Here is a 24,407-nt window from a genome sequence, read left to right as displayed (position 1 = left end):
GGCCTGGGCGGGGTCGAGGCCCCAGCTCGGAAACTGGCCGTCGGCGTGCATGCGCGCCAAGCCGTAGGCGAGGGCGCGGCCGGCGACCATCTGCCGGGCGATGTCGTCCGAGCGGAGCAGGCCCTGTTCGCAGCCGCCCTCGCGGCGTCGCCGGCGGCCGCCCTGGCCGAGGGGCCCCACGCCGGCCACGGCGACGAGGTCCAGGCGGCCGCTCCGCCGCGTCTGACGCCGGACCCGCCGGTTCCAAGCCTGCTGGCGCGGGGACTGGCGGCCGTCGTCTTCCATGTCGAGGGCGGCAAGGTCATGCCGGTCTACGGCCAGGCGGCCCTGGGCGTGACGCCGAAGCTGGTCCACCTGCATGTGACGGTGGACGGGGCTGGCTGGCGCTGGGTTCACGCCAGCGAGGAGCCGGTGGTGATCCAGGGGCTCGCGCCGGGGCCGCACACGGTGCGGCTGGAGCTGGCCGACGCCGCTCACCGGGTGATCGACCAGGCCGTAGTCCGGTTCGACGTTCCGCCGTCGCCTGCGACGCGGCCCTGACGCCGTTCAAGCGGCGTCGAGCACCTCGCGCACCTTGCGGGCCAGGCGGGTCATCTCGAAGGGCTTGGGCAGGTAGACCACGGGACTTTCGCCCGCCTCGCGCGCGCCGGGGGGCGTGGTGACGTCGTGGCCGCTGATGAACAGCACGGGCAGGCGGGGACGGTTCAGGCGGATGCGCCGGGCCAGTTCGCGCCCGTCGGTGCGCCCCGGCAGGCCGATATCGGTGAGCAGGAGGTCGAAGGCCGCGCCGCTGCGCTCGAGGCCCAGGGCCTGCTGGGCGGATTCGACTTCGACGCAGTCGTAGCCCTGTTCGCGCAGGGTCTCGACGATGACCTGCCGCACCAGATCCTCGTCCTCGACCACCATGATCGTCTCGCCGCGCCCGGCCGTCGCGGCCTCGGGCTCCTTGGGCGACGGCGCGCCGACGCCGGCCGTCGGGGCGCGGCGCAGCAGCAGCGCCACCTCGGTGCCGGCGCCGACCTCGCTGCGCAGTTCGACGAAGCCGCGCGACTGGCGCACGAAGCTGTAAAGGATCGACAGGCCCAGTCCCGCGCCCTGGCCGCGCGGCTTGGTGGTGAAGAACGGGTCGAAGGCCTGGGACGACACCTCCGAGGGCATGCCCACGCCGCTGTCGGTGACGGAAAGGCGGACATAGTCGCCGGGAACCCCGCCGGAGAGCGTCGCCGCCGCGGCGGCGTCCAGGGTCAGGTTGCGGGCGGCGAGCCGCAGCCGGCCGCCCTCGGGCATGGCGTCGCGGGCGTTGATCACCAGGTTCAGCAGGGCGCTTTCCAGTTGGTGGGGATCGCACCAGACCGAGGTCAGGTCGTCGGCGAGATCGACCTCGACGGCGATCGACGCGCCGACGGTGGCGGCGATGATCGGTCGCATTTCGTCGATCAGCGGGGCCAGGGCCACCGACTCGGCCTCCAGCGGATGGCTGCGCGCAAAGGTCAGCAGCCTCTGGGTCAGGGCGGCCGCGCGCTTGACGGCGTGCATGGCGTTGGCCGCCTGCCGGCGGACGTCGACGCGGCCCTGGTCCAGCCGGCGGTCGAGGATTTCGAGATTGCCGAGGATGGCCATCAGCAGGTTGTTGAAATCGTGGGCGATGCCGCCGGTCAGATGGCCCAGGGCCTCCATCTTCTGGGCCTGGCGCAGCTGCGCCTCGACCCTGGCGTGGGCCGCCTCGGCCCGGGCGCGCTTGACCGCCTCCCAGGTGCGGGCGGCGATTTCCTGAAGGAGCTCGATCTCCTCCTGCGTCCAGGTCCGGGGCGCGGCCTGGTGCACGAACAGCGAAGCCTCGAAGCGGCCGTCGCGCACCAGCGGCACGCTGATGGCGGCGCGGGCGCCGATGTCGCGCCATACCGGCGGCGAGGCCGGGTCGGCCCGGCCGTCGGCGACGACCAGGGTGCGGCCGGCGCGGAACAGGCGCAGAGTCGGCGCGCCGATGGCCTCCATCGCCAGGGCGCCGGTGATCGGCGGCAAGGCACCGCTCCAGCAGACCACGATGTCGTAGAGGCCCTCCTGCTCGTCGATCTCGGCGTAGCCGGCGCGGTCGACGCCCAGCCGCTCGCCCACCAGTTCGGCGGCGGCCTTCATGATCTCCCGCGGGGCCTCCAGCTTGCCGATGCGCTCGTTGAGATCGAGGAGGGCGCTGTCGCGGCGGCGGGCCCTGTACAGGCTGTCGACGAACGACCGATGCTCGTCGAGCAGGCGGTCCTGTTCGGCTTCCAGCTGCGCGACGCGCTGTCGCAATCGGTCGATTTCGCGGTCGGGCATGCGGCGGCGGACTGAAAGCACGAAGACGTGAGCACGGAAACGGACGCGGGCGCGCGGGCCGTCGCTTGCTGAACACTAGGCGGCGCGCCGGGTTCCGTCCAATCGAAATCGAACGTCGTTCTGCGATGCCCGGCGGCCCCCGGGACGGGTTTGTCGCAGGAGGTGCGCAGAACTGTCGGGGAACTGACACCGGCGTCGCCTAATCAGGCCGCGCCCGCCCGGCCTTCGTCGCCGGCCGGCCTGTCGCAACGGAACGATTGTGGGCCATGTCCTGGCTGCGAGACATAGACCGCTGGTTCGGCGCGGCCGTGCTGCCGCACGCGCCCATGTTCCGCGCCTATGCGCGCCGGCTGGTCGGCGACGACGGCGACGACCTGGTGCAGGAGGCCTACGCCCGCGTGTTCGGGCTGGAGGATTGGCGCCGGCTCGACGCCCCCGACCGCTTCGTGCTGCGCGTCATCCGCAACCTGGCGCTGGAGCGGTTCCGCCGGGCCAAGGTGGTGCCGATGCGGCGTCTGGAGGACGTCGAGATGAACGCGCTGCCCGACGTCCAGCCGGACGCCTACGCCGTGACCAGCGCGCGCGAGGACCTGTCGCGGGTCGCCGAGGCCTTGGCTCGTCTGCCCGACCAGTGCCGCAAGGTGGTCATCCTGCGAAAACTGGAAGGGTTGTCGCCGCGGGAGATAGCGGTTCGGCTCAACTTATCCGTCTCTACGGTTGAGAAACATCTGGCCAAGGGGCTTCGTCTTCTGACACAGACCCTGGCTGACGACGCGGGGACGAAGGTTCGATCGGGTTCATGGGTCGCGAATACAAGGAAGATCGCGCGCAACTGATCGCCCTGGCGTCCGACTGGCTGGTCCGGCTCGACGCCGGCGACGCGGATGCGGAAGACTTCGAACGCTGGCGCGGCGCCGATCCCCGGCGCGCGGCCGCTTTCGCCGAGGTCGCGGCGACCTGGGGGCGTCTCGACGACCTGCGTCGCGCCGGCGGCGAACCCCCTTCGCGTTTCTCGACGGCCGAGCGCCGGGCGCGGCCCGCGGGCCTGTCGCGGCGGGCGCTGATCGGCGTCGGCGGCGCAGCGGCCGCCGGGATCGCCGGCGTCGGCGCGTTCGCCGTCCGCGGCGACCTGTTGCGGCCCGGCCTGCGCACCGAGATCGGCGAGCGCCGCCAGCTCAACCTGCCTGACGGCAGCGCCATCGAACTGAACACCGACACCCGGGTGTCGTGGCGGTTCGACCGCCGGGAGCGGCGGTTGTGGCTCGAGCGCGGCGAGGCCGCCCTGACGGTGGCGGCCGACGAGGCCCGGCCGTTCCTGCTGATGGCGGCCGGAACCGTGGCGCGGCTGCGCACCGGCCAGTTCAACGCCCGGCTGGCCACGGAGACCCTGAGCCTGATGGTGCTGGCCGGGCAGGCGGCGGTGGACGGCCCGCGCGGCCGGGCCAGCGCCGCCGTCGAGCGCACGGACGACCGCCGGCGCACGCTGCAGGCCGGCCCGTCCGGGGTCAGCGTCGCCGCCGTCTCCGAGGACTCGGCGCAGGTGGTCCAGGCCTGGCGGCGCGGCGAGATCGTCTTCGAGGGCGAGCCGCTGTCGGTCGCCGTCGGCGAATACAACCGCTATCTGCGCCGCAAGCTGGTGATCGAGGACCCGGCCGTCGGCCGCATCCGCCTGGGCGGCCGGTTCCTGACCAGCGATCCCGAGGCGTTCCTGACCGCGCTCGGCCGCGCCTTCGGGGTGCGCGCGGTCGATTCCGGCGATGTGCGAATTTTACTGAAGTCGGCATAGCGGTTCGGCCGCCCCCAAGCATCTGGACCTCAGCGGGATGATCTCGCTGTCGAGATCTTTGGGGGATCCAATGTTCAAGTCTTCGGCCGCGCGCTTCGGCGCGTGCGCGCTGTTCCTGACCACGGCGCTGGCTTCGGCGCATCCGGCCCTGGCGCAGGCGTCGGCGCCGGCCTCGGCCCAGGTCGCCTTCGACATCCCGGCCGGCAACGCCGCCGAGGCGCTGAACCTGTTCTCGCGCCAGGCCGGCGTGCAGATCCTGTTTCCCTACGACGTGGCGGCGCGCCATGTCAGCGTCGCCGTCAAGGGGCGCTACGGCCGCGAGCAGGCGCTGCGGCTGTTGATCGCCGGCAGCGGCCTCGAGATCGCCTCGGCCGACGCCAGCGTCATCACCCTGCGGGCCAGGGCCGACGGCTCCTTTCCCGGCCCCGTCGCCCAGAACGCCGAGGTCGAGGAGCTGATCGTCACCTCGCGGGCCGGCACCGACGCCCGCACCCGGCTGGCGACCAGCTACGCCGTCACCACCCTCAACGAGGCGCAACTGCGCATGCGATCGCCGACCGGCGTCGCCGACGCGCTGAAGTCGGTGCCCGGCTTCTGGGTCGAGGCCTCCGGCGGCGAGGCCAGCGCCAACATCCGCGCGCGCGGCATCCCGCAGGAAGGCTATTCGGCCGTCGCCCTCTATGAGGACGGCGCGCCGGTGCAGCACGATTCCGGCCTGGGCTACCTAAACGCCGACCAGGCGTTCCGCATCGACGAGACCGTCGAGCGCATGGAGGTGGTGCGCGGCGGCCCGTCCTCGATCTTCGCCTCCTACGCCCCCGGCGGCACGGTCAACTTCATCACCCGCAAGGGCGGCGCCCATCCCGAGGGCCTGGTCAAGGTCCAGGCCGGCGACTACGGCATGGGCCGCGTCGACGGCTGGTACGGCGGCCCGATCGGCGACTGGCGCTTCGGCGTCGGCGGCTTCTATCGCCAGGACGACGGGGTGCGCGACCCCGGCTACACCGCCGACAAGGGCGGTCAGATCCGCGTGACCCTGGGCCGCGACTTCGACAAGGGCTCGATCGACTTCAACGTCCGCCACCTCGACGACCACGTCATCCTGTTCGCCGGCATTCCGCTGAAGTTCGACAGCAACAGCGGCCAGCCCAGCGCCGTTCCGGGCTTCGATCCCAACTACGGCACCCTGAACGGTCCCGAGACCGCCCGCCTGACCCTGCGCTCGGCCAAGGGGCCGTTCGACTGGGACCTGACCAAGGGCACGGCGGTCAAGCTGACCGAGTTCACCGCCAGCCTGAACTACGAGATCGTCGACGGCTGGAAGGTCACCGACGTCCTGCGCTACAGCACCGCCGAATCGCGGCGGATCGGCCTGTTCCCCAACACGCCCGTGACCGGGACCGCGCGGCTGGCCCAGTACCGCGCCCAGCTGCTGGCCGCCGTTCCCGGCGCGACCGACGTGCAACTGCGCTACGCCACCAGCCCGTCGCAGGTGTTCGACGTCAACGGCCAGAACGGCAACGGCCTGGTGCTCGACGGCTCGCTGCGCTGGGTGTCGGCGCCGCTCGACCAGACGATCAACGACCTGCGCCTGCTGCACAAGTTCAACGTCGGCGGCCAGGTGCACGACGTCGCGTTCGGCTTCTACACCGCCCTGGTCAGCGAGAGCTTCAACCGCTACTCGGCCAACGCCCTGCTCGACGTGCGCGACAACGCCCGCCGCCTCGACCTCGTCGCCGTCGACGCCGCCGGCAAGGTGCTCTACTCGGCCACCGAGAACGGCGTCTCGCGCTATGGGGCCGAGTTCGCCAACGGCACGGGCGACTCCAAGACCTTCGCCCTCTACGCCAGCGACGAATGGCACGTCACCGACGACCTGCGCATCGACCTCGGCGTGCGCTGGGAATCGATCGACTTCACCGGCCGCAGCGAGCGCACGACCTCGGTCAACCTCAACCAGTCGCCGTCCCTGGCCGACGACAACGTCCTGACCGGCTCGGGCGTATACGACACCGTCGGCCGCAACTTCCAGCACACCGGCTGGACCATCGGCGCCGACTGGCAGTTCGCGCGGGGGCAGGGGGTGTTCGGCCGCTACACCAAGGCTTTCCGCCTGCCGTCCCTGGGCGACTACATCACCAACGCCGCCAACACCTCGCCGTTCGTGCAGACCATGGATCTGGCCGAGGCCGGCTACAAGCTGTCGATCCCCAAGCTCGACCTCTACGCCACCGCCTTCTACACCAAGTACAACGCCCTGACCTTCGGCAGCCTGGTGTTCAACCCGGTCACCGGCGGCTACGACAACCAGACCAGCATCACCGACACCAAGACCTACGGGATCGAGCTGGAAGGGACGTACCGTCCCGCGCGCTGGTTCGACGTGGCCTTCAACGCCACCTTCCAGAACCCGGAGTTCGGCGACTACGCCTTCGACGAGACCTGCACGGCCGGCGCGCCGGCGGCGGGCGCCGTGCCGGCCTGCGGGGCCAACGGCCACCGCATCCGCAACTTCACCGGCAACCAGCTGATCCGCGCGCCCAAGCAGTCGTTCCGCCTGACGCCGGGGGTCAACCTGATGGACGACCGGCTGCGGCTGCAGGTCGACGTGGAATACTACGGCCAGCGGTATTCGGACGCCGCCAACACCTCGATCCTGCCGGACTACACCCTGGTCAACGCCGCTGTCCGCTTCGACGCCACGCCCCGGCTGACGCTCTACGCCTACGGCTCCAACCTGACCAACGAGATCGGCCTGACCGAGGGCAACCCCCGCGCCGGCCAGATCATCAGCTCGGAGGCCGGCTCGCTCTACGGCGTCGGCCGGCCCGAACTCGGCCGCTCGTTCAAGGTCGCCGCCCTCTACCGCTTCTAAGTCCCCCCGCAGACTGGCGGCCGGCCCGTCCCCCGGCCGGCCGCCGCTTTTTTCGAGGTCGATCATGATCGGGCGAGTTTGCGCGGCTCCGGCCTGGTTCGCGGCGTTGGTCCTTCTGGCGGGCTCGCCAGGCGGGCCGGCCGCCGCCGAGCCCGCCGCCGCCCCGGCGCAGAGGCCGGCCGATCTGGTCCTGACCGGGGAGCTGACGGGGGCCGACCACCAGCGGTATCGCATGGTCCCCTTCGAGACGCCGCCCGGCGTGACCCGCCTGACCGTGCGGTTCGACCATGACGGCCGCGACCAGAAGACGGTGGTCGACCTCGGCCTGTTCGACGGCGAGCGGTTCCGGGGCTGGAGCGGCGGCTCCAAGTCCGAGTTCACCCTGTCGGCCGAGGCGACGACGCCGTCCTTCCTGCCGGGGACGCTGCGTCCGGGCCGATGGAGCCTGTTGCTCGGCATGCCCAACGTGCGGCCTGCCTCGCACGCCCGCTATACGGCCCGGCTCTATTTCGACCGGTCGCCGGTCCCTGCGCCCGCCGAGGCTCCGCCGCTGCGTCCCGGGCCGGGCTGGTATCGCGGCGACCTGCACATGCACACCGGCCACAGCGACGGGACCTGCCTCAGCCAGTCCGGCGTCCGCGTCCCCTGTCCGGTCTATCGCACCGTCGAGGCCGCCGCCGCCGCGGGTCTCGACTTCATCGCCGTCACCGACCACAACACCACGTCCCAGGCCGACGCCCTGCGCGAGCTGCAGCCCGCCTTCGACCGCCTGCTGCTGATCCCTGGCCGCGAGATCACCACCTTCCAGGGCCACGCCAACCTGTTCGGCCCGACCGGCTTCGTCGATTTCCGGCTGGGCGACCCGGCCGTCCCCGACGCCGACGCCCTGCTGCGCGCCGCGGCGGCCTCGGGCGGCGTGCTGTCGATCAACCATCCTGCGACGCCCTCGGGCGAGGCCTGCATGGGTTGCGGCTGGACGGCCGCCGCCGTCGACTACCGACTGGTCCAGGCGGTCGAGGTGGTCAACGGCGGGACCCTGGCGCAGACCGGCGCGGCGGACGGGCCGTTCTCCGGCCTGCCGTTCTGGGAGGCGCGGCTGAACGAGGGCGTGCGTCTGACCGCAGTGGGCGGCAGCGACAACCACGACCCCGGCGCGCCTCGCGACCGGCCGTCGGCCGTCGGCCGTCCGACCACGGCGATCTGGGCGCGGGACCTGTCGGTCCCGGCCCTGCTCGACGGGCTGCGCGCGGGGCGGGCCTTCGTCGACGTCGACGGGACGCGGGGGCGGATGATCGAGCTGAGCGGCGCCGCGTCCTCCGGCCGGTCGGGGCCGAGGGTCGCGATGGGGGGCGACCTCGCCGCGCTGGCCGGCGCGCGCGTGCGTTTCGAGGGCCGGCTGGCCGGGGTCGAGGGCGGCCGTATCGAAGCGGTGCTCGACGGCCGCCTGCTGAGCGTCCCCGGCGCGAGGGGCGTCGAGGGCGAAGCCTCGACCCTGGCGTTCGACTGGCGCAGCGACGGGCGACGCCACTGGCTGCGGTTGAACGGACGCGACGCGCGGGGGCGGCTCGTGCTGATCGGCAACCCGATCTACGTGAACTTTCCGCCGCGGGACGCGGCCGCGCCCTCAGCCGCCGCTGGGCGCTGACGCCCGGCGCGCCAGCCGCGCCGCCAGCCCGTCGAGCATGACGTCCAGGCCGAATTCGAAGGCCGCCTCGGGGCCGGCGCGGTCATAGGCGTCGAAGACCTCGGCGAGCGCGGCCGGCGGCGCGTCGGCAGGGCGCGATCCGGCCTCGACGGCGGCGGCCTGTTCCTCCAGCACCGCGCCGACGACGTAGTGGCCGACCGTCGTCAAGGCGTGGGCTGCGTCCAGCGGCGCGAACCCGGCCTCGCGCATAAGGGCGAACTGCGCCTCGACGGCGTCGAACTCGGGATCGACCGGCCGTGTGCCGGCGTGGATCAGCGCCCCGTCGCGCCGCGACAGCAGGGCGCGGCGGAAGCCGCGGGCGTTGTCGGCCAGGAATTCGCGCCAGTCCTGGCCAGGACGGGGGCGGGCGCCCTGACGTCCCTCGGCCAGCATGGCGTGGGCCAGGGCGTCGAGCAGGGCCCGCTTGCTGCGGAAATGCCAGTAGAGCGCCGGCTGCTGGACGCCGAGCCGCTCGGCCAGCCGCCGGGTGGTCAGGTTCTCGGCCCCCGTCTCGTCGAGCAGGTCGAGGGCGGCGGCGATGATGGCGTCGCGCTGCAGCTTGGTCATGAGCTCCTCGGTGGCTTGACAATTTATCATCGATAAACTTATTGCCCAATTTATCGATGATAAATTTTAGCGGGCGGGCATGAACAGAACCCTGACGATCGCCCTGGCGGCGGTGGTGTTGGACGCGGCGGGCATGGGGCTGGTCATGCCGGTGCTGCCGGCCCTGCTGCGCGAGCTGGCGCCGACCGGGCCGGCGGTCCTGCACTTCGGCGCGCTGCTGTCGCTGTACGCCCTGGCCCAGGCGGTGTTCTCGCCGGTGCTCGGCGTCCTGTCCGACCGCTTCGGGCGCCGGCCGGTGCTGCTGGCGTCGCTGGCCGGCGCGGCGGCGGACTATCTGGTCATGGCGCTCACGCCGACGTTGTGGGTGTTCTATCTGGGCCGCGCGGTCGCCGGCATGACCGGCGCCACCGGGGCGGTCGCCGGCGCCTGCATCGCCGACGTCTCCGAGGGCGCGGCGCGGACGCGGCGCTTCGGGTTGATGGGCGCCTTCTTCGGCGCGGGCATCGTGGCCGGTCCGGTCCTGGGCGGTCTGCTCGGCGGCCTGTCGCCGCGCGCGCCGTTCGTGGCCGCCGCCGTGCTGCACGGCCTGGGCCTCGTCGTCGCCGCCCTGCTGCTGCCCGAGACGCGGCCCGCCGGGCATGGGGGCGGGGCGGCGTCCGGCGGGCTGGCGTTCAACCCGTTCGCCGGCCTCGGGGGCCTGGGGCGCGGCGGGCTGGCGGGGCTCGGCGCGCTGATCCTGGTCTTCGTCGTCCTGCAGCTGGCCGGCCAGGCGCCGGCTTCGCTGTGGACGCTGTTCGGCCAGGATCGCCTGCACTGGGACGCCGCCGCCGTCGGCCGCTCCCTCGGCCTGTTCGGCCTGCTGCACCTGGCCGTGCAAGGCTGGGCGATCGGCCCGGCGGTCCGCCGCCTGGGCGAGCGCGGCGCTCTGGCCGTCGGCATGGCCGCCGACGCCGCCGGCTTCGTGCTCCTGGCCTTCATCGGCGACTGGCGGGGCATGGCGCTGGTCATGCCGCTGCTCGCCCTTGGCGGCCTGGCCCAGCCGCCCCTCCAGGGACTGCTGTCGAACGCCGTCGCCGACGACCGCCAGGGGCGGCTCCAGGGATTGCTGGCCAGCCTGACCAGCCTGGCGGCGGTGGCCGGGCCGCTGGCCTTCGTCGCGCTTTACGCGGCCTCGTCGGGAGGCTGGAACGGCTGGCCCTGGCTGGCGGCGGCCGGGCTCTACCTGCTGGGCGCGCCGGCGTTCCTGTGGGCTCGCCGTACGGCCGCCGCCGCGCGATAGGCGGCGTCAGACCAGGTGCGGATAGCCCTGATCGGCGGCGATCTGCTCGAGGTAGAGCACGGCGCGATAGTGGGCCGGCGACAGGGTGTTGAAGCCGTCGAGCAGCAGCTCGGCCCGGGCTTCCCGCAGCTCGGGGGCGACGGCGATGTCGGCGATGGCCGCGTGCAGGGCGTTCTCCACGGCGCGGCCGGTCTGCTTGGCCGTGACCAGCGGCAGGCCGGGGCTGCGCACCGTCCACGACAGCACCTTGAGCTGGCGGGTGAGGGCGGGCCGGAAGCGCTGGAGCTGGGCGAAGGTCACGCAGTCGATGGCGGCCACCTCGGCCCGGCCCTCCGCCACCGCCTCGGCGCTGGCCAGGTGCGAGCCGGTGATCTGCACCGCGCTGAAGAAATGCCCCCGCCCGGCCAGGGGCGCGATCTCGGCGCGCAGCAGGTTCATGCCGCTGTTCGAGGTCGGCTCGTTGAGGGCGCAGCGCCCGCCGCGCAGGTCGGCCAGGTTGGCGGCCGTATCGGCCGCCCGCACCACCACGGCGCTGCGGTAGAACGGGCCCTCGCAGCCGCGCGCGCGGTAGCGCGGCGTCGAGACCACCTTGACCTGGCCGTGCAGGGCCGTGACCAGGGGGTAGCCGCAGGTCTGGGCCAGCAGCAGCGACGGGTCGGTCCATAGGGCGTGGGTCGCGCGTCCCCGGGTCAGGGCGGCCGGCACGCCCGCCACGCCGCGCGCGCGCAGGCGCTCGGCCAGCCCGGCCCACAGGGCGTCGTTGGCGTCGGCCAGTTCGGGCAGGTCGTACATCGGCAGGGCCGCCACCCGCTCGGGCGGGTCGGCCGCCGCCTCGGGGGCGTAGCGGCTGCGGGGCTGGACGAGGCCCATCACGCAAGGCCCTCCGGCTGGGCGGCCGGGCGGATGGAATGACAGGGCGTGAATTGAGGCATGGCCGCGTCCGCCGATGGAGTTGCGCCGCGGCGGAAGGCCCGGTCCGCCTTGACGCAGGATTAGTCCCGCGCGCGGCGTTGCAAGGCAATTCAGATCAATTCAGTGGGAATTCAGATATTCTGCATCCGGCGCGTCGCGCGGAGCGGGGGCCGAAGCCCGGCGTCGTCGCCGGGCTTCGGCCTGCCTTGGTCCTAGTAGCCGGGCTTCGGCCTGCCTTGGTCCTAGTACTTGTAGCTCAGGGTCACGCCGACGGTGCGCGGCCGGTTGACGGCGATGCGGCGGGTGGTCGGCAGGTCGGCGCCGATGGCGGCGGGCAGGCCGGTCTGGCCGATCTTGTCGAACAGGTTGTCGACGAAGAACACCGCCTGCCAGTGATCGCCGTTGTCGATCCCGAGCTTGACGTTGGTGATGACGAAGCCCTTGCGCTCATGGAACGGGCTGGTGCGGTCGTACAGCGCCAGGGCGTCGCTGGTGTAGTTGACGTCCAGGCGGCCGAAGCCGTTGAAGCCGTTGCTGAACGACTTGGCGTACTCGACGCCGCCGGCGAGGTTCCAGTGCGGGACGTCCTGCAGCGGGTCGCCCTTGCGGGCGGGGGTGCCGGGGATGTCGTTGCTCAGCGTCGCGTCGGTGTAGCCGGCGGCGGCGTTCAGCGACAGGCCGGGGAGCGGGTGGTACTCGACCTCCAGCTCGGCGCCCTTGCTGGTCGCCTTGCCGAAGTTGGCGGTGATGTTGAAGCCGCAGTTCAGGACGATCTGCTGCTGCACGTCGCTCCAGTCGATGTAGTAGACCGAGCCGTTGACGGTCAGCTTGCGGTCCAGCCAGCGGGTCTTGGCGCCGGCCTCGTAGTTCCACAGGGTGTCGGGCTGGTAGCGGGTGAGCTGGCTGACGCTGAGGCCCAGCTTGGAGACCTCGGCGCCGCACACCGCCGCCGGGGCGGGGTTGTTCGGCCCGCCGGGGCGATAGCCCTTGGAGGCCGTGGCGTAGACCATGTGGTCCGGGTCGATCTGCCAGGACAGGTTGAACTTGGGGTTGAGGCCGTTGTCGGACGAGCTGTTGGACACCTGGCTGACGCCGCCGTTCAGAACGCCCTCGCCCCACTGGTAGAAGCGCTGGTCGACCTGGAAGGCCCGCAGGCCGGCGCGGGCGGTGAGCCCGTGGCCCAGGTCGTAGGAGGCCTCGGCGAAGGCGGCGCTCTCCTGCAGGGTCGCCTTGCGGATGCCGTGATAGAACACCGTGCCGCCGAAGGGCGAGCCGAAGGTCTTGTCATAGCCCGGGGGCACCGGGATGGCCGATTCCAGCGGCGCGAAGGTGCGGTGGAAGTAGCCGCCGGCGATCAGCTGGAACGGGCCCTGGAAGTCCGACGCGAAGCGCAGCTCCTGGGTGAACTCGCGGTTGCGGTAGATCCCCGTCATCACCGACGGATAGACCGAGGTCTGCGGCGGCGAGAAGAAGAAGGCCAGGACCTTCGAGGAGTCCTCGTTGATCTTGATCTGGCGGCTGTAATACGAGGTCGACGAGACGATCTCGCCGAACGGCAGGCGCTTGTGGATGGCGATGTTGCCCAGCAGCGAGCGCTGGTCGCTGACTTCGGAGACGTCGCGCGTCTGGATCAGGTTGTCGAAGCTTCCCGGCGGCCGGTCGAACTGGAACGGCGCGCCCAGGCGGGTGTACTGGTAGAAGATCGACGGCGTGATCGTCAGGGTGTCGTCCGGCTTGATCAGCAGCTGGGCACGGAAGCCGCCGGTGCTCTCGGTGTTGACGTTCTCCTTGACCGGGCTGTTCGGCTTGACCTTCAGGATGTCGTTCGGGTCGATCTGGTAGCGGTCGATGAAGCCGTCCTGATAGCGGTAGAAGGCCGAGATCCGGGCCGCCAGCTTGTCTTCGACGATCGGCATGTTGACCATGCCATTGATCGAGCCGTTGGGGCCGCCGCCCTCGGTGTAGGACGCCGTGGCGCTGGCCTTGGCGCTGAACCGGGTCGCGTCCGGCTGGCTGGTGACGTACTTGATCGTGCCGCCCATCGAGCTGGAGCCGTAGAGCGTGCCCTGCGGGCCGCGCAGCACTTCGATGCGCGAGATGTCGAACACCGACGGGTCGAGCAGGCCGCGCTGGGCCAGCAGCGAAGCGTTGCTGGAGGCCGCGATGGGGGTGTCGTCGAGATAGTAGCCGACGGTGCCGGCGGTGCCGGCCGTCGACGACACGCCGCGGATGATCAGCACGTTCTGGCCCGGTCCGGCCGAGGTCACGGCGAGGCCCGGCGTGGCGCGCGCCACGTCGGTCAGGTTCTGGATGCCCAGCCGTTCCAGCTTGCGCTCGTCCATGGCGGTGACGCTGATCGGCACCGACTGCACGCTCTCGGAACGCTTCTGGGCGGTGACAACGATCTCGGACACGGTTTCGTGGGTCTCGGCGGGCGCGGCGGCCTGCTGGGCCAGGGCGGGGGCCCCGGCGAAGACGGCGGCGCACAGGGCGCTGGTCGCCATCCAGGCGCGCAGCCGCGCGCGTTCGTACTCGGACGTGAACATCGGAAATCCCCTCCCGGCTCGAAGCCGCTCTCGTTTTGGTCGCCGCCGGGACTCGGGCCGCGGTTCGGCGAACTCCACATTCTCACCTCAAAATAATTTTGCATATCAAAAAATTTAAGTAAGGATGACAAGGTCGACCGGCTGATCGACAATCGAACAATGAGAAGGCCGGCGTGGGGAGGAACGATCTGATGAGCGCGGAGCGAGACCAAGGCGTGGACGCCACCCGGCGTGGACTGGCGATGGCCGCGGGACTGGCCCTGGCCGCCGGCGTGACGGGCGCGGCGACGCCGGCCCTGGCGGGCGAGGGCGACGCCGAACGGGCCGCGGTGGGCAAGGTGCTGGACGCCAGCGCCACCGCCTGGTCGGCCGGCGATCTCGACGCCTTCATGAACTGCTACGAGGACGATCCGCGTACGGCCTATATCGGCGCCGGCGGCGTGGTGAAGGGCTATAAGGCGATCCACGACATGTACGCCGCCCGCTTCGGCGGCGCGCGCCCAGCCTCGCTGGGCAAGCTGTCGATGGACATCCTCGACTTCCGGGCCCTGGGCGGCGAGCACGCCCTGGTCACCGGCCGCTTCCACCTGCTTCGCGCCGGCCAGCCCGAGGCCACCGGCATCTTCACCCTGGTGTTCCACAAGTCGGCGGCGGGGTGGCGCATCGTATCGGACCACACCGCCTGATGCCCGGGCCGGCGGCGGCCGCCGAGGCGCTCCAGAAGATCATCGCCGGCGACCCGGCCCGGGACGCCGCCTCGTTGTCGGTGGGCTCGGCCATCCGCGACCGCCGCCGGCGGCTGGGGCTGACCTTGCAGGTCCTGGCCGACCGCGCCGGGCTGTCGGCCCCTTTCATCTCGCAGGTCGAGCGCGGCCAGGCCTCGCCATCCATCGTGTCGCTGATGGGCATCGCCAAGGCGCTGGGCGTCGACATCAACTATTTCGTCAGCGTGCCCCACCAGGGCCAGCTCGTGCGCCGCGGCGCCGATCCGGAGTTCGTCGACGCCGGCATCCCGGTCGAATACCGCCGCCTCAGCGGCGACCACGAGGAGCGCAAGATGGAGGCGCTGCTCATGGCCATCCCGCCGGGCCTCAGCGCGCCGACCACCCAGCGCGAGGGCGAGGGCTTCTGGTACGTGCTCGACGGCGAGCTGGAGATGGAGATCGGCGGCGACCGCTTCATCCTGGGCGTCGGCGACAGCGCCCACTTCGACCAGCGTCATCCCTACAAGGTCTCCAATCCCGGCGAGCGGCCGGTCAGGGTGCTGTGGGTGGGCACGCCCGCCCTGTTCTGACGCCGCCGCCGACCCGCAGCCATCAGTTCGCAGTCGCCCGGCCGTGGACGGACCGGGAAGGAGTTTGCATGTTCCAGAGCTTCGACGAGACGGCGGATCGCGCCTTCGGGCCGCGGCACGTTCCTTCGATCCGGCGCGCGATGATCGCCGCCGGCCTCGACGCCTTCCTCATCCCGCGCGAGGACGAGCACCAGAATGAATACCCGCCCGCCGCCAACGACCGGCTGGGCTGGGCCACCGGCTTCACCGGCTCGGCCGGCATGGCGATCATCCTGCGCGACGGGGCGGCGATGTTCACCGACGGGCGCTACGCCTTGCAGGTGCGCGACCAGGTCGATCCGGCCGTCTTCCACATCGGCATGCTCGAGGACGGCGGCGTCGAAGCGTTCCTGACCGAGGTCCTGCGCCCTGGCCAGACGGTCGGCTACGATCCCCGCCTGCACAGCCCGGCCGCGTTGGTCGGCCTGGGCGCGGCCGTCGCCCGGGCCGGCGCGGCGCTGAAGCCCTCCGCGGTCAATCCGGTCGATGAAGCCTGGGGCGCCGACCGGCCGGCCCAGCCCGCCGCGCCGCTGACCCCGCATCCGCTCGACCTGGCCGGGGTCTCCAGCGCCGACAAGCGCGCCGCCCTGGCCGCGGGCCTGCGCGCCGACGGGGTCAAGGCGGCCCTGCTGACCGCGCCGCCGTCCATCGCCTGGCTGTTCAACGTGCGGGGCGGCGACACCATCCGCGCGCCGCTGCCGTTCGCCCAGGCGCTGCTGCACGATGACGGCCGGGCCGAGCTGTTCGTCGAGCCGGGCAAGGTCTCGCCCGAGCTGGCCGCGTGGCTGGGGAACACGGTCTCGCTGGGCGAGCCGTCCGGCCTGGTCCCGGCCCTGGAGCGGCTGAAGGGCGAGCGCGTGCTGGTCGATCCCGGCCAGTCGTCGGCCTGGTATTTCGAGGCCGCCGCCCTGGCCGGCGCCGTCGTGGTGGCCGGCCTCGATCCCTGCGCTCTGCCCCGCGCCGCCAAGAACGCGGCCGAGATCGAGGGCGCGCGCCGCGCCCACCGGCGCGACGGCGCGGCGGTGACGACCTTCCTGCACTGGCTGGCGGTCGAGGGGCAGGCCTCTCCGCCCGACGAGATCGAGGCGGCTAGCAAGCTCGAGGGCCTGCGCCGGGCCACCGGCGAACTGCGCGACCTGTCGTTCGACACCGTGGCGGGCGCCGGGCCGAACAGCGCGGTGATCCACTACCGGCCGACGACGCGCACCAATCGCCGCTGCGCGCCGGGCGAACTGCTCCTGGTCGATTCCGGCGCGCAGTACGTCGACGGCACCACCGACGTCACCCGCACGGTGGCCATCGGCGAGCCCTCGGCCGAGATGCGGCGGCGCTACACCCTGGTGCTGAAGGGGCACCTGGCCCTCGGCCGCCTGCGGTTTCCGGCCGGCACCACCGGCTCGGCGGTGGACGCGGTGGCCCGGCTGGCGCTGTGGCGCGACGGCCTGGACTTCGACCACGGGACCGGCCACGGGGTCGGCAGCTATCTCAGCGTCCACGAGGGACCGCAGCGCATCTCCAAGGCTCCGAACGCCACGGCGCTGGCCCCCGGCATGATCGTCTCGAACGAGCCCGGCTACTACAAGCCCGGCGCCTACGGCATCCGCATCGAGAACCTGCAGACGGTCACGCCGGCCGCGCCCATCCCGGGCGGCGAGCGGCCGATGCTGGGCTTCGAGACCCTGACCCTCGCCCCCTACGACCGGCGGCTGATCGACGTGGCGATCCTGACCGGCGAGGAGCGGGCGCAGGTGGACGCCTACCACGCCCGCGTCGCCGCCGAGATCGGGCCGCTGGTCGAACCGGCCGTCCGGGCTTGGCTGGGCGAGGCCTGCGCGCCGCTCTAGGCCGCCAGCCGCGCCTTGAGGTGGTCGCCGACGCGCATGGCGTTGGCGACGATGGTCAAGGTGGGGTTCACCGCCGCCGACGAGACGAAGAAGCTGGAATCGACGACGTACAGGTTGTCGACCTCGTGGGCCTTGCAGAACGGGTCGAGCACCGAGCTGGCCGGATCGGCGCCGAAGCGCGTGGTGCCGTTCATGTGGGCGGTGCCGTACAGCGGCAGCAGCGAGTCGAACTGGAAGTGGTGCTGCGACAGCACGTGCTTGTGGTCGACGAAGCCGTCCAGGGCGTGGTCGAGCTTCTTGACCAGCCGCTCGTGGCCTTCGAGGTTGTTGTAGGCGTAGTCGAGGAAGATCCGCCCGTCGTTCTCGACCCGCACGCGGTTGTCGGGCGAAGGCAGGTCCTCGGATATCACCAGGAAGCTCAGCAGGCGCGCGGCCAGGGCGTTGACGAAGACGTCGGGCACCAGGGCCGGCGGCAGGATTTCGCTGATCTGGCCCTCCAGCGTCTTGCCCGACATGTATTCCAGCGCCTGGATGTGGCCCATGGGCAGATCGTAGCCGCCGGCCGGGTCGCCCCAGTAGAAGTCGTTGACCGCGAGGGTCTTGGGGAACTGGCTGTCCAGCGGGGCGGCGGTCAGCGAGACCATGGCCGTCAGGGTGTGGAACATGTAGTTGCGGCCGACCTGATCCGAGCCGTTGGCGAGGCCGTCCGGGTGGGCGGCGTTGCGCGAGTTCAGCAGGATCACCGGGGTGTTCACCGCGCCGGCCGCCAGGGCGACGATGTCGCCGGTCCAGCGTTCCTCGCCCTGGGGGCTGTCGCAGACGACGGCGGAGACGGTGCGGCCGGACGGGTCGGTCTCCAGGCGCAGGACCTTGCGCTCGGTCAGCAGGGTGACGTTCGGGGCGTCGAGCAGGGGATCGACGGCGATGCTGCGCGCGTCGCTCTTGGCCTTGAGCAGGCAGGGATAGCCGCCGCAGGTCTTGCAGCGGATGCAGGGCGAATGCAGCCACTTGTCGTCGTCGCGGTCGACGCCCAGCGGCAGGTGGAACGGCCGCCATCCCTGGCCTTCTAGATGGCTGCGCAGGCGGGCGATGCCCGGGTCGTCCTTCAGCGGCGGAAAGGCGTAGGCCGGCTCGTCGCCGTTCTCGGTCGGGTCCATGCCCCGCGCGCCGTGCACCCGCCACAGCGCCTCGGCCTCGGCGTAGTAGGGGGCCAGGTCCGCAAGCCCGATCGGCCACGCCGGCGAGATCCCGCCGGCGTGGCGGACCTCCTGGAAGTCGCGGTTGCGCAGCCGCATCAGGGCCGCGCCGTAGAAGGTGGTGTTGCCGCCGACCCAATAGTGGGTGTTGGGCGAGAACGGCTTGCCGTGCTTGTCGTACCAGTGGTCCTTGGTGCGGTAGCGGTGGTCGAGGAACACCGCCTGGGCGCTCCAGTTCTCGGCCTCGCGCGGCAGGTGGCCGCCGCGCTCCAGGATCAGGATCTTCTTGCCGGTCGGAGCCAGCCTCTGGGCGAGCGTCGCTCCGCCCGCGCCCGAGCCGACGATGACGACGTCGAAATGGTTGGCCATGGGGTCTCCCTGGGCTCAGTCCAGCACGTACTTGGCCGATCCCCGGCGGATGATCGCGCTGACCAGCGGTTCGGGGAGGTAGTGCATGAGGGCGGCGGCGACCTTGTTCCACCAGCCGGGCACCACCACCACGCGGCCGGCCAGGTTGGCGCGGATGGCGATCTCGGCCACCTGGGCCGGGGTCTGGAACAGGCGGCGCGGGGCCTCGTCCATCACCGCCTGGGTGCCGTTGACGGCGGCGAACTCGGTCAGGGTGAAGCCGGGGCAGACGGCGGTGACGCGCACGCCCTTGGCCCGCAGTTCGGCGTCCAGCGCCTGGCTGAAGCGGATCGCCAGGCTCTTGGCGCCGGGATAGAGGGTGTGGCCGGCGGCGCCGGGCGCGAACCCGGCCAGCGAGGCGACGTTGATGATCGTCCCTCGGCCCCGGTCGACCATGCCGGGGATGACGCCGTAGGCCAGTCCGCAGGCGGCGACCACCAGGGTCATCAGGAAATCGCGCTGCCGCTCCCATGGGACGCCCGTGAAGGTCTGGGCGACGCCGAAGCCGGCGTTGTTGACCAGGGCGTCGACCACGCGGCCGCGGGCGGCGACGGCGGCCAGCACAGGCTCGTGCCCCTCGTATAGAGACAGGTCGGCGGGGATGGCGAAGGCGTCGACGCCGTGGGCCGTCGAAAGCTCGGCGGCGAGCGCCTCCAGGCGGTCGGCGCGGCGGGCGACGAGGGCGAGGTCGAAGCCGCGCGCGGCGTAGGCGCGGGCGAAGGCCTCGCCGATGCCCGACGAGGCACCGGTGACCAGGGCCAGCGGTCGTCCGCCTTCTTTCGGCGCCAGCGCGTCGATCGCCATCCAACCCGCCTCGCCTGCCGCTTCGTCTAGACTGGGCGAGCGGCGCGGCGGCGTCAAATGCTCAAAGCCGCGATCAGAAGGCGGCGGCGATCGGGCCGTCGGAGCGGCCGTTGATGAACTGGTCCACGTAGGGGTCGCCCGACCGGTCGAGGTCGGCGGCCTGGCCGCGCCAGACGATGCGGCCGTCGTGCAGCATGGCGATCTCGTCGCCGATAGTGCGGGCCGAGGCCAGGTCGTGGGTGATCGACACCGCCGTGCAGCCGAGGTCGCGGACCTGCTGGACGATGAGGTCGTTGATCGCCGCCGCCGTGATCGGGTCGAGGCCGGTGGTCGGCTCGTCGAAGAAGATGATCTCGGGATTGGACACCACGGCGCGGGCCAGGCCGACCCGCTTCTGCATGCCGCCCGACAGCTCCGACGGGTAGAGGTCGGCGTACTGGCGGCCCAGCCGCACGCGGGCCAGGGCCTCGATCGCCCGGGCCTTGGCGGTCTTGCGCGCCACGCCGTCGGCGTTGATCAGGCGGAAGGCGACGTTCTCCCAGATCGACAGACTGTCGAACAGCGCCCCGCTCTGGAACAGCATGCCCAGGCGGCCGGACAGGGCCGCGCGGGTGCGGCTGTCGGCGGTGTCGACGATCTCGCCGTCATAGAGGATCTCGCCGGCGTCGGGCAGGATCAGGCCGGCGGCGGTCTTGATGGTCACCGACTTGCCCTGGCCGGACGCGCCGATGATCACCAGCGAGCGGCCGGCGGCGACGCTGAGGTCGAGGCCGCGCAGGACGTGGGCGTCCTCGAAGCTCTTCCTGACGCCGCGCCATTCGAGCTTGGGGGGAGGGGGCGTGCTCATCGGTGGGTGAACAACGAGGTCAGCAGGTAGTCGGCCGCGAAGATCAGGATGGCCGCGGAGACCACGGCGTGGGTGGTCGCCCGGCCGACCCCGCGCGCGCCGCCGGTGGCGTTGAGGCCGTGATAGCAGCCCATCAGCGCGACGATGAACCCGAACACGGCCGCCTTGATCAGGCCCGAGACCACGTCCCAGCTCTGCAGGAAGTCCCAGGTGTTGCGCACATAGACGGTCGGGTTGAACGCCAGCGCCTTGGTGGCGACGAACCAGCCGCCGGCGACGCCGATGATGTCGGCGGTCATGGTCAGCAGCGGCAGGGTGACCAGGGCCGCCGCCAGGCGCGGGGCGATCAGGTAGTGGAACGGATCGGTCGACAGCGTCTGCATGGCGTCGATCTGCTCGGTGGCCCGCATGGCGCCGATCTCGGCGGCGATGGCGGCTGAGACCCGCCCGGCCAGCATCAGGGCGGCCAGCACCGGCCCAAGCTCGCGGGTGATGCCCAGGGCCACGATCTGCGGCATGATCTGTTCGGCGTTGAAGCGTCCGCCGCCGGTGTAGATGTTCAGGGCCAGGGCCGCGCCGGTGAAGACGGCGGTCAGTCCGACGACCGGCAGCGAGAAGTAGCCGATGGTCTGCAGCTGGCGGACGAACTGGCCGAAGAACCACGGCGGCTTCAGCATGGCGAGGACGCCCCGCGCCGCGAACAGCACCACCGACCCCACCTGGATCAGCAGGCCGAGGACGGCGCGGCCGACCGCGCGGAACGGCGTCAACGCTGCGGGGAGCGGGGCGGCGTCCAAGATCAGGGCGCCTTGGCCGGGCTCGCAGGAGCGGCCGGGGCGGCGTCGCCGGCGGCCGGGGCCGGCGGGCGCAGCACCTGGCCGATCAGGCCGAACAGGTCCACCGCGCCCTGGGTGTTCTCGATCTCGCCGCCGGACTTGATGTCGTCGGCGGCCGAGCCCGGCTCGATGACCACGTGCGCCCCGCCCAGCAGGCCGTCGCTGGTGATCTTGGCCGTGGAGTCGGACGGCAGCTTGACCTTGGGGTCGAGATCGAAGCGGACGACGGCGAAGAAGGTCTTGGGGTCGAGGGTGATCTTGGTCACCGTGCCGATCTGCACGCCGGCCACGCGGACGCCGGCGCCGGGCGCCAGCGAGCCGACCTGGCCGAACTTGGCCGAGACGTCATAGCCGCCGGCCCGGCCGCCGGAGCCGCCGGCGCTCAACGAATAGATCAGGAACGCGGCGGCCGCGGCCAGCACCGCTGCGCCCACGCCGGCCTCGGCCCACTGTTGCTTCGCCATCCTCGCCATCGATCCGTGTGGGGCGGCCCGGCCTCGGCCGGCGCCGCTGTTGTCGTTCGCGCGCCGCCCCTCGGGGGCGAGCGGTCCTACCGCTTGGGAGCGGCCTTGTCGGCCTGCACCTTGGTCTGCAGCTGGTTGATCAGCACGTCGACATTGCCGCCGGCGTTGTCGATGGTCGAGACGAAGTCCTGCTGCTGGGTGATGGCCAGCCACACGCCCTTGACCTGGACGTCGACGATCTTCCAGCTGGTCCCGCCGCCGGCCAGGCGCCAGGACACCGGCACCGGCTGCGAAAGCTGGCCGCCGAACACCGAGGTGTTGACGATGACGTCGCCGGGTTTGCGGACCACCGACCCGTTCACCTTGATCTTCTCGCCGCGATAGTCGCCCAGCCGCGATTCATAGACGTTCTGGGCGAACTGGCGGAACACGGTGGCGAACCGCTGGCGCTGGGCCGGGGTGATGGTGCGGGCGTACTTGCCGAGCACGAAATTGGTCACGCGCGGCACGTCGACGATCTCGTCGACCAGGGCGCGGAAGGCGTTGGTCTCGTCGCTGCGGCTGCGATTGCGGTCGGACAGGATCGACAGGACCTTCTGGCCCTCGACCGTCACGAACTGCTCGGCCTGGGCGTCGCGCGCGCCCTGGGCGTAGGCGGCCTGGCCTGGCCAGACCGCCGGCGCGGTCGCGACCGCGCCGCAGCTCAGCAGCGCGACGGCGCCGGCGCGCAGGAGAAGACGGCGGATCGGTTGGCGGTGCATGGGAAGCTCCGGATTTGCGAGGCCCGCGGGGCGTGCCGCGGCTGGAAAGGCCACAAGCCGGTGGCCTTCGTCAACGTTCCTCTGAGGTTGAACCGGGGGCGGTCGGCTTGGCCGGCGCCGTGGCGTGCTGCTCGTCGGGAGCGGGCGGAATGTCGGCCAGATCGGGCAGGTCGGCGGCCTGCCCTGTGCTTTGCTGCACCAGGAAGGCGCGCTGCTGCGAATAGGCCGAGCGCAAGGTGGCGTAGGGATCGGCCGCGTCCTGCTTCAGGGCGCGCATCTGGTCGTCGACGGCCAGACGCGTGTCGACCGCGCCCAGCGCCGTGCGCGAGGCGCCGAAGGTGGTGGTGATGCCGCCCGCCAGCAGGCCGACCGGGTCGAGGAAGGTGTCGACGATGCGGCCGAGCCCGTCGCGGAAGTTGGTCGGCCCGGCCAGCGGCACGAACAGGTACGGGCCAGGGACCAGGCCGTAGCGGCCGAGGGTCTGTCCGAAATCGGAGTCATGGTGGAGGATGCCGCCCCGGCCGGCGACGTCGAACAGGCCGAGCACCCCGGCGGTCGAGTTGATCGCGAAGCGCGCCGTGGTGTGTCCGGCCTGGACGGGATGGCCCTGGAGGATGTCGTTCACCGCCACGCGCGGCTCGTCGAGATTGTCGAGGGCGTTGGAGATGCCGTTGCGCACCGGGCGCGGGGTGATGCGCATGTAGCCGTGCACCACCGGCGCGACCACGGCGCTGTCGACGCCCTGGCTGAAGCTGAACAGGCGCCGGTTCAGGCCCTGCCAGGGGTCCTGGACCGGGTTGATCGCGGAGGTCGCGGCGGGCGGCGCCGGGGACGGCGGCGCCGACGTGGCCGGGGCGGCGGACGCGCGGCCGGCGGCCAGGGTCGCGACGAGCGCGCCGGTGACCGCGACAAGGCTGGCGAACGCGCGGGGCGAGACCGCCGCGTAGGAGGGGGACGAGATCGACACACTGCATTGACGGAGCGGACGGCCCGTCGCCTCAGGCGTTGCGAACGCCAGGACGCCGTTGTTCACGGTTTCGGCTGACATATTGGCGGACCACGCTCCTCGACGACTCGGCTGCGCAGCTACATAGGCGCTCCTTGCAGAGCGACAATGGCCAGAAAGCGCTCTTTCTATGACGGGATGCGGGCGAGGGGGCGACGGAGCGCCGTCTTGCCTGGGCGCGCGCCGCGGCCCTAGCCTGCGGTTTCTGAGCGGCGAAGGGCGGCCGGACGACGGTTTTGGGCGGTTTGCAGGCGGCGGATCTCTACCTGCGCGGCGGGGCCTGTCTGCTGCTTGTCCTGATCGCGGGCCTGGTGCTGCGCGACCACGGCCGCGACCGCGCGGCGCGGCTGGGCGCCCTTTTCGCGGCTGACGCGCGAGACCCTGGCGGCGCTGGCGGCGTCCGGCCGGGGCTGACCAGGTTCAGACGGCGGCTTCGCGCACCTCGACGTCGCGGGCGTGCACCGGGTCGCCGCAGGCCGAGCACGCCGTCACGGGGTGGAAATCGCAGCCGCAGGCCTTGTGCCGGCGCAACAGGGGCGGGCCGTCTTCGCCGGCGTAGAAGCGGTCGCCCCAGTCGGCCAGGGCGAGGATGGCCGGATAGAGCGCCATGCCCTTCTCGGTCAGGCGGTATTCGTGGCGGGGCGGGCGCTCCTGGTAGGCGATCCTGGCCAGCACCCCTTCGTCGACCAGCAGCTTCAGCCGGTCGGCGATGATGGTGCGCGATATGCCCAGCCGGCGCTGGAAGGCCTCGAAGCGGCGCACGCCGAGGAAACAGTCGCGCAGGATCAGCAGCGCCCAGCGGTCGCCGATCACCGCCACCGCCCGGGCGACCGAGCAGGGTTCAGAAGCCAGGTTGCGCCATTGCATCGTCGGGTCCTCGTCGAGGCGGCGATCATCCCATTGACCAAGTCCAGTTTCAATACGATGGTTCATCCATAATCTG

Annotated in this window: 21 protein-coding genes; 9 read left to right on the top strand and 12 right to left on the bottom strand. The window is 71.8% G+C overall.

The annotated features are described in order from the left end of the window. The first annotated feature begins 45 nt into the window (after positions 1 to 45). The gene (locus C5708_RS09185) at positions 46 to 540 is read left to right on the top strand and encodes a DUF6130 family protein (protein WP_242920249.1); all 495 of its coding nucleotides are present in this window, start codon (positions 46 to 48) and stop codon (positions 538 to 540) included. Between the two features lie 6 nt (positions 541 to 546). Here C5708_RS09185 and C5708_RS09180 read toward each other — a convergent pair whose 3' ends face one another. After that, complete coding sequence (locus C5708_RS09180) at positions 547 to 2,292, bottom strand: ATP-binding protein (RefSeq protein WP_242920247.1); 1,746 nt, start codon at positions 2,290 to 2,292, stop codon at positions 547 to 549. 290 nt (positions 2,293 to 2,582) lie between these two features. On the opposite strand from C5708_RS09180, the gene C5708_RS09175 reads away from it, so the two are divergent. From C5708_RS09175 to C5708_RS09160, 4 genes are all read left to right on the top strand, one after another. Then, on the top strand, positions 2,583 to 3,152 hold the full coding sequence (locus C5708_RS09175; RefSeq protein WP_242920245.1) for an RNA polymerase sigma factor: 570 nt from the start codon (positions 2,583 to 2,585) through the stop codon (positions 3,150 to 3,152). Then, the gene (locus C5708_RS09170) at positions 3,116 to 4,102 is read left to right on the top strand and encodes a FecR domain-containing protein (RefSeq protein ID WP_242920243.1); all 987 of its coding nucleotides are present in this window, start codon (positions 3,116 to 3,118) and stop codon (positions 4,100 to 4,102) included. Before C5708_RS09175 ends, C5708_RS09170 begins: the two co-directional genes overlap by 37 nt. Before the next feature lie 70 nt (positions 4,103 to 4,172). Further along, a complete protein-coding gene (locus tag C5708_RS09165) occupies positions 4,173 to 6,977 on the top strand; it encodes a TonB-dependent receptor (protein ID WP_242920242.1) in 2,805 nt (934 codons plus the stop codon). 64 nt (positions 6,978 to 7,041) lie between these two features. Beyond that, positions 7,042 to 8,622, top strand: coding sequence for a CehA/McbA family metallohydrolase (locus tag C5708_RS09160; protein ID WP_242920240.1), 1,581 nt, complete (start codon positions 7,042 to 7,044; stop codon positions 8,620 to 8,622). On the opposite strand, the gene C5708_RS09155 is transcribed toward C5708_RS09160, so the two are convergent. Next, positions 8,602 to 9,228 (bottom strand): TetR/AcrR family transcriptional regulator C-terminal domain-containing protein, encoded by a 627-nt coding sequence (locus C5708_RS09155; RefSeq protein WP_242920238.1) that lies wholly within the window; start codon positions 9,226 to 9,228, stop codon positions 8,602 to 8,604. The genes C5708_RS09160 and C5708_RS09155 overlap by 21 nt on opposite strands. A 79-nt stretch (positions 9,229 to 9,307) precedes the next feature. On the opposite strand from C5708_RS09155, the gene C5708_RS09150 reads away from it, so the two are divergent. Next, on the top strand, positions 9,308 to 10,507 hold the full coding sequence (locus tag C5708_RS09150; protein ID WP_242920236.1) for a TCR/Tet family MFS transporter: 1,200 nt from the start codon (positions 9,308 to 9,310) through the stop codon (positions 10,505 to 10,507). Positions 10,508 to 10,513: 6 nt separating this feature from the next. Here the strand turns inward: C5708_RS09150 and C5708_RS09145 are convergent, their stop codons facing one another. Together C5708_RS09145 and C5708_RS09140 are read right to left on the bottom strand one after the other, a co-directional pair. Then, positions 10,514 to 11,377 carry a PhnD/SsuA/transferrin family substrate-binding protein gene (locus C5708_RS09145; protein WP_242921080.1) on the bottom strand — a complete coding sequence of 288 codons (864 nt, stop codon included), beginning with the start codon at positions 11,375 to 11,377 and terminating at the stop codon, positions 10,514 to 10,516. A gap of 284 nt (positions 11,378 to 11,661) precedes the next feature. Continuing rightward, positions 11,662 to 13,965, bottom strand: a complete 2,304-nt coding sequence (locus tag C5708_RS09140; protein ID WP_242920234.1) for a TonB-dependent receptor — start codon at positions 13,963 to 13,965, stop codon at positions 11,662 to 11,664. Between the two features lie 191 nt (positions 13,966 to 14,156). Between C5708_RS09140 and C5708_RS09135 the strand changes: the two genes are divergently transcribed. From C5708_RS09135 to C5708_RS09125, 3 genes are all read left to right on the top strand, one after another. Continuing rightward, on the top strand, positions 14,157 to 14,651 hold the full coding sequence (locus tag C5708_RS09135; RefSeq protein WP_242920225.1) for a nuclear transport factor 2 family protein: 495 nt from the start codon (positions 14,157 to 14,159) through the stop codon (positions 14,649 to 14,651). Further along, a complete protein-coding gene (locus tag C5708_RS09130) occupies positions 14,651 to 15,259 on the top strand; it encodes a cupin domain-containing protein (RefSeq protein ID WP_242920223.1) in 609 nt (202 codons plus the stop codon). Before C5708_RS09135 ends, C5708_RS09130 begins: the two co-directional genes overlap by 1 nt. A 68-nt stretch (positions 15,260 to 15,327) precedes the next feature. Beyond that, positions 15,328 to 17,142 carry an aminopeptidase P family protein gene (locus C5708_RS09125; RefSeq protein WP_242920221.1) on the top strand — a complete coding sequence of 605 codons (1,815 nt, stop codon included), beginning with the start codon at positions 15,328 to 15,330 and terminating at the stop codon, positions 17,140 to 17,142. Here the strand turns inward: C5708_RS09125 and C5708_RS09120 are convergent. The 8 genes from C5708_RS09120 to C5708_RS09085 all read right to left on the bottom strand — a co-directional run bounded on the left by C5708_RS09120 (position 17,139) and on the right by C5708_RS09085 (position 24,331). Continuing rightward, positions 17,139 to 18,707, bottom strand: coding sequence for a GMC family oxidoreductase (locus tag C5708_RS09120; RefSeq protein WP_242920219.1), 1,569 nt, complete (start codon positions 18,705 to 18,707; stop codon positions 17,139 to 17,141). The genes C5708_RS09125 and C5708_RS09120 overlap by 4 nt on opposite strands. A 15-nt stretch (positions 18,708 to 18,722) precedes the next feature. Then, a complete protein-coding gene (locus C5708_RS09115; protein ID WP_242920210.1) occupies positions 18,723 to 19,550 on the bottom strand; it encodes an SDR family oxidoreductase in 828 nt (275 codons plus the stop codon). A gap of 73 nt (positions 19,551 to 19,623) precedes the next feature. Then, the gene (locus tag C5708_RS09110; RefSeq protein WP_242920208.1) at positions 19,624 to 20,397 is read right to left on the bottom strand and encodes an ATP-binding cassette domain-containing protein; all 774 of its coding nucleotides are present in this window, start codon (positions 20,395 to 20,397) and stop codon (positions 19,624 to 19,626) included. Next, positions 20,394 to 21,194: an ABC transporter permease gene (locus C5708_RS09105; protein ID WP_242920206.1), complete on the bottom strand. Its 801-nt coding sequence runs from the start codon at positions 21,192 to 21,194 to the stop codon at positions 20,394 to 20,396. Before C5708_RS09105 ends, C5708_RS09110 begins: the two co-directional genes overlap by 4 nt. 2 nt (positions 21,195 to 21,196) lie before the next feature. Then, positions 21,197 to 21,697 carry an outer membrane lipid asymmetry maintenance protein MlaD gene (mlaD, locus tag C5708_RS09100; RefSeq protein WP_242920204.1) on the bottom strand — a complete coding sequence of 167 codons (501 nt, stop codon included), beginning with the start codon at positions 21,695 to 21,697 and terminating at the stop codon, positions 21,197 to 21,199. Positions 21,698 to 21,783: 86 nt separating this feature from the next. Continuing rightward, positions 21,784 to 22,458 (bottom strand): ABC transporter substrate-binding protein, encoded by a 675-nt coding sequence (locus tag C5708_RS09095; protein ID WP_242920202.1) that lies wholly within the window; start codon positions 22,456 to 22,458, stop codon positions 21,784 to 21,786. 70 nt (positions 22,459 to 22,528) lie between these two features. Beyond that, positions 22,529 to 23,425 (bottom strand): VacJ family lipoprotein, encoded by an 897-nt coding sequence (locus tag C5708_RS09090; protein ID WP_242920200.1) that lies wholly within the window; start codon positions 23,423 to 23,425, stop codon positions 22,529 to 22,531. Between the two features lie 459 nt (positions 23,426 to 23,884). Beyond that, positions 23,885 to 24,331 carry a helix-turn-helix domain-containing protein gene (locus C5708_RS09085; protein WP_242920198.1) on the bottom strand — a complete coding sequence of 149 codons (447 nt, stop codon included), beginning with the start codon at positions 24,329 to 24,331 and terminating at the stop codon, positions 23,885 to 23,887. Positions 24,332 to 24,407 lie beyond the last annotated feature (76 nt).

Source organism: Caulobacter sp. CCUG 60055 (genome assembly GCF_022750545.1).
GTDB lineage: Bacteria > Pseudomonadota > Alphaproteobacteria > Caulobacterales > Caulobacteraceae > PUIC01.
The sequence above is the reverse complement of the archived record's forward strand: the minus strand, read 5'-3'. Positions and strand labels throughout refer to the sequence as shown.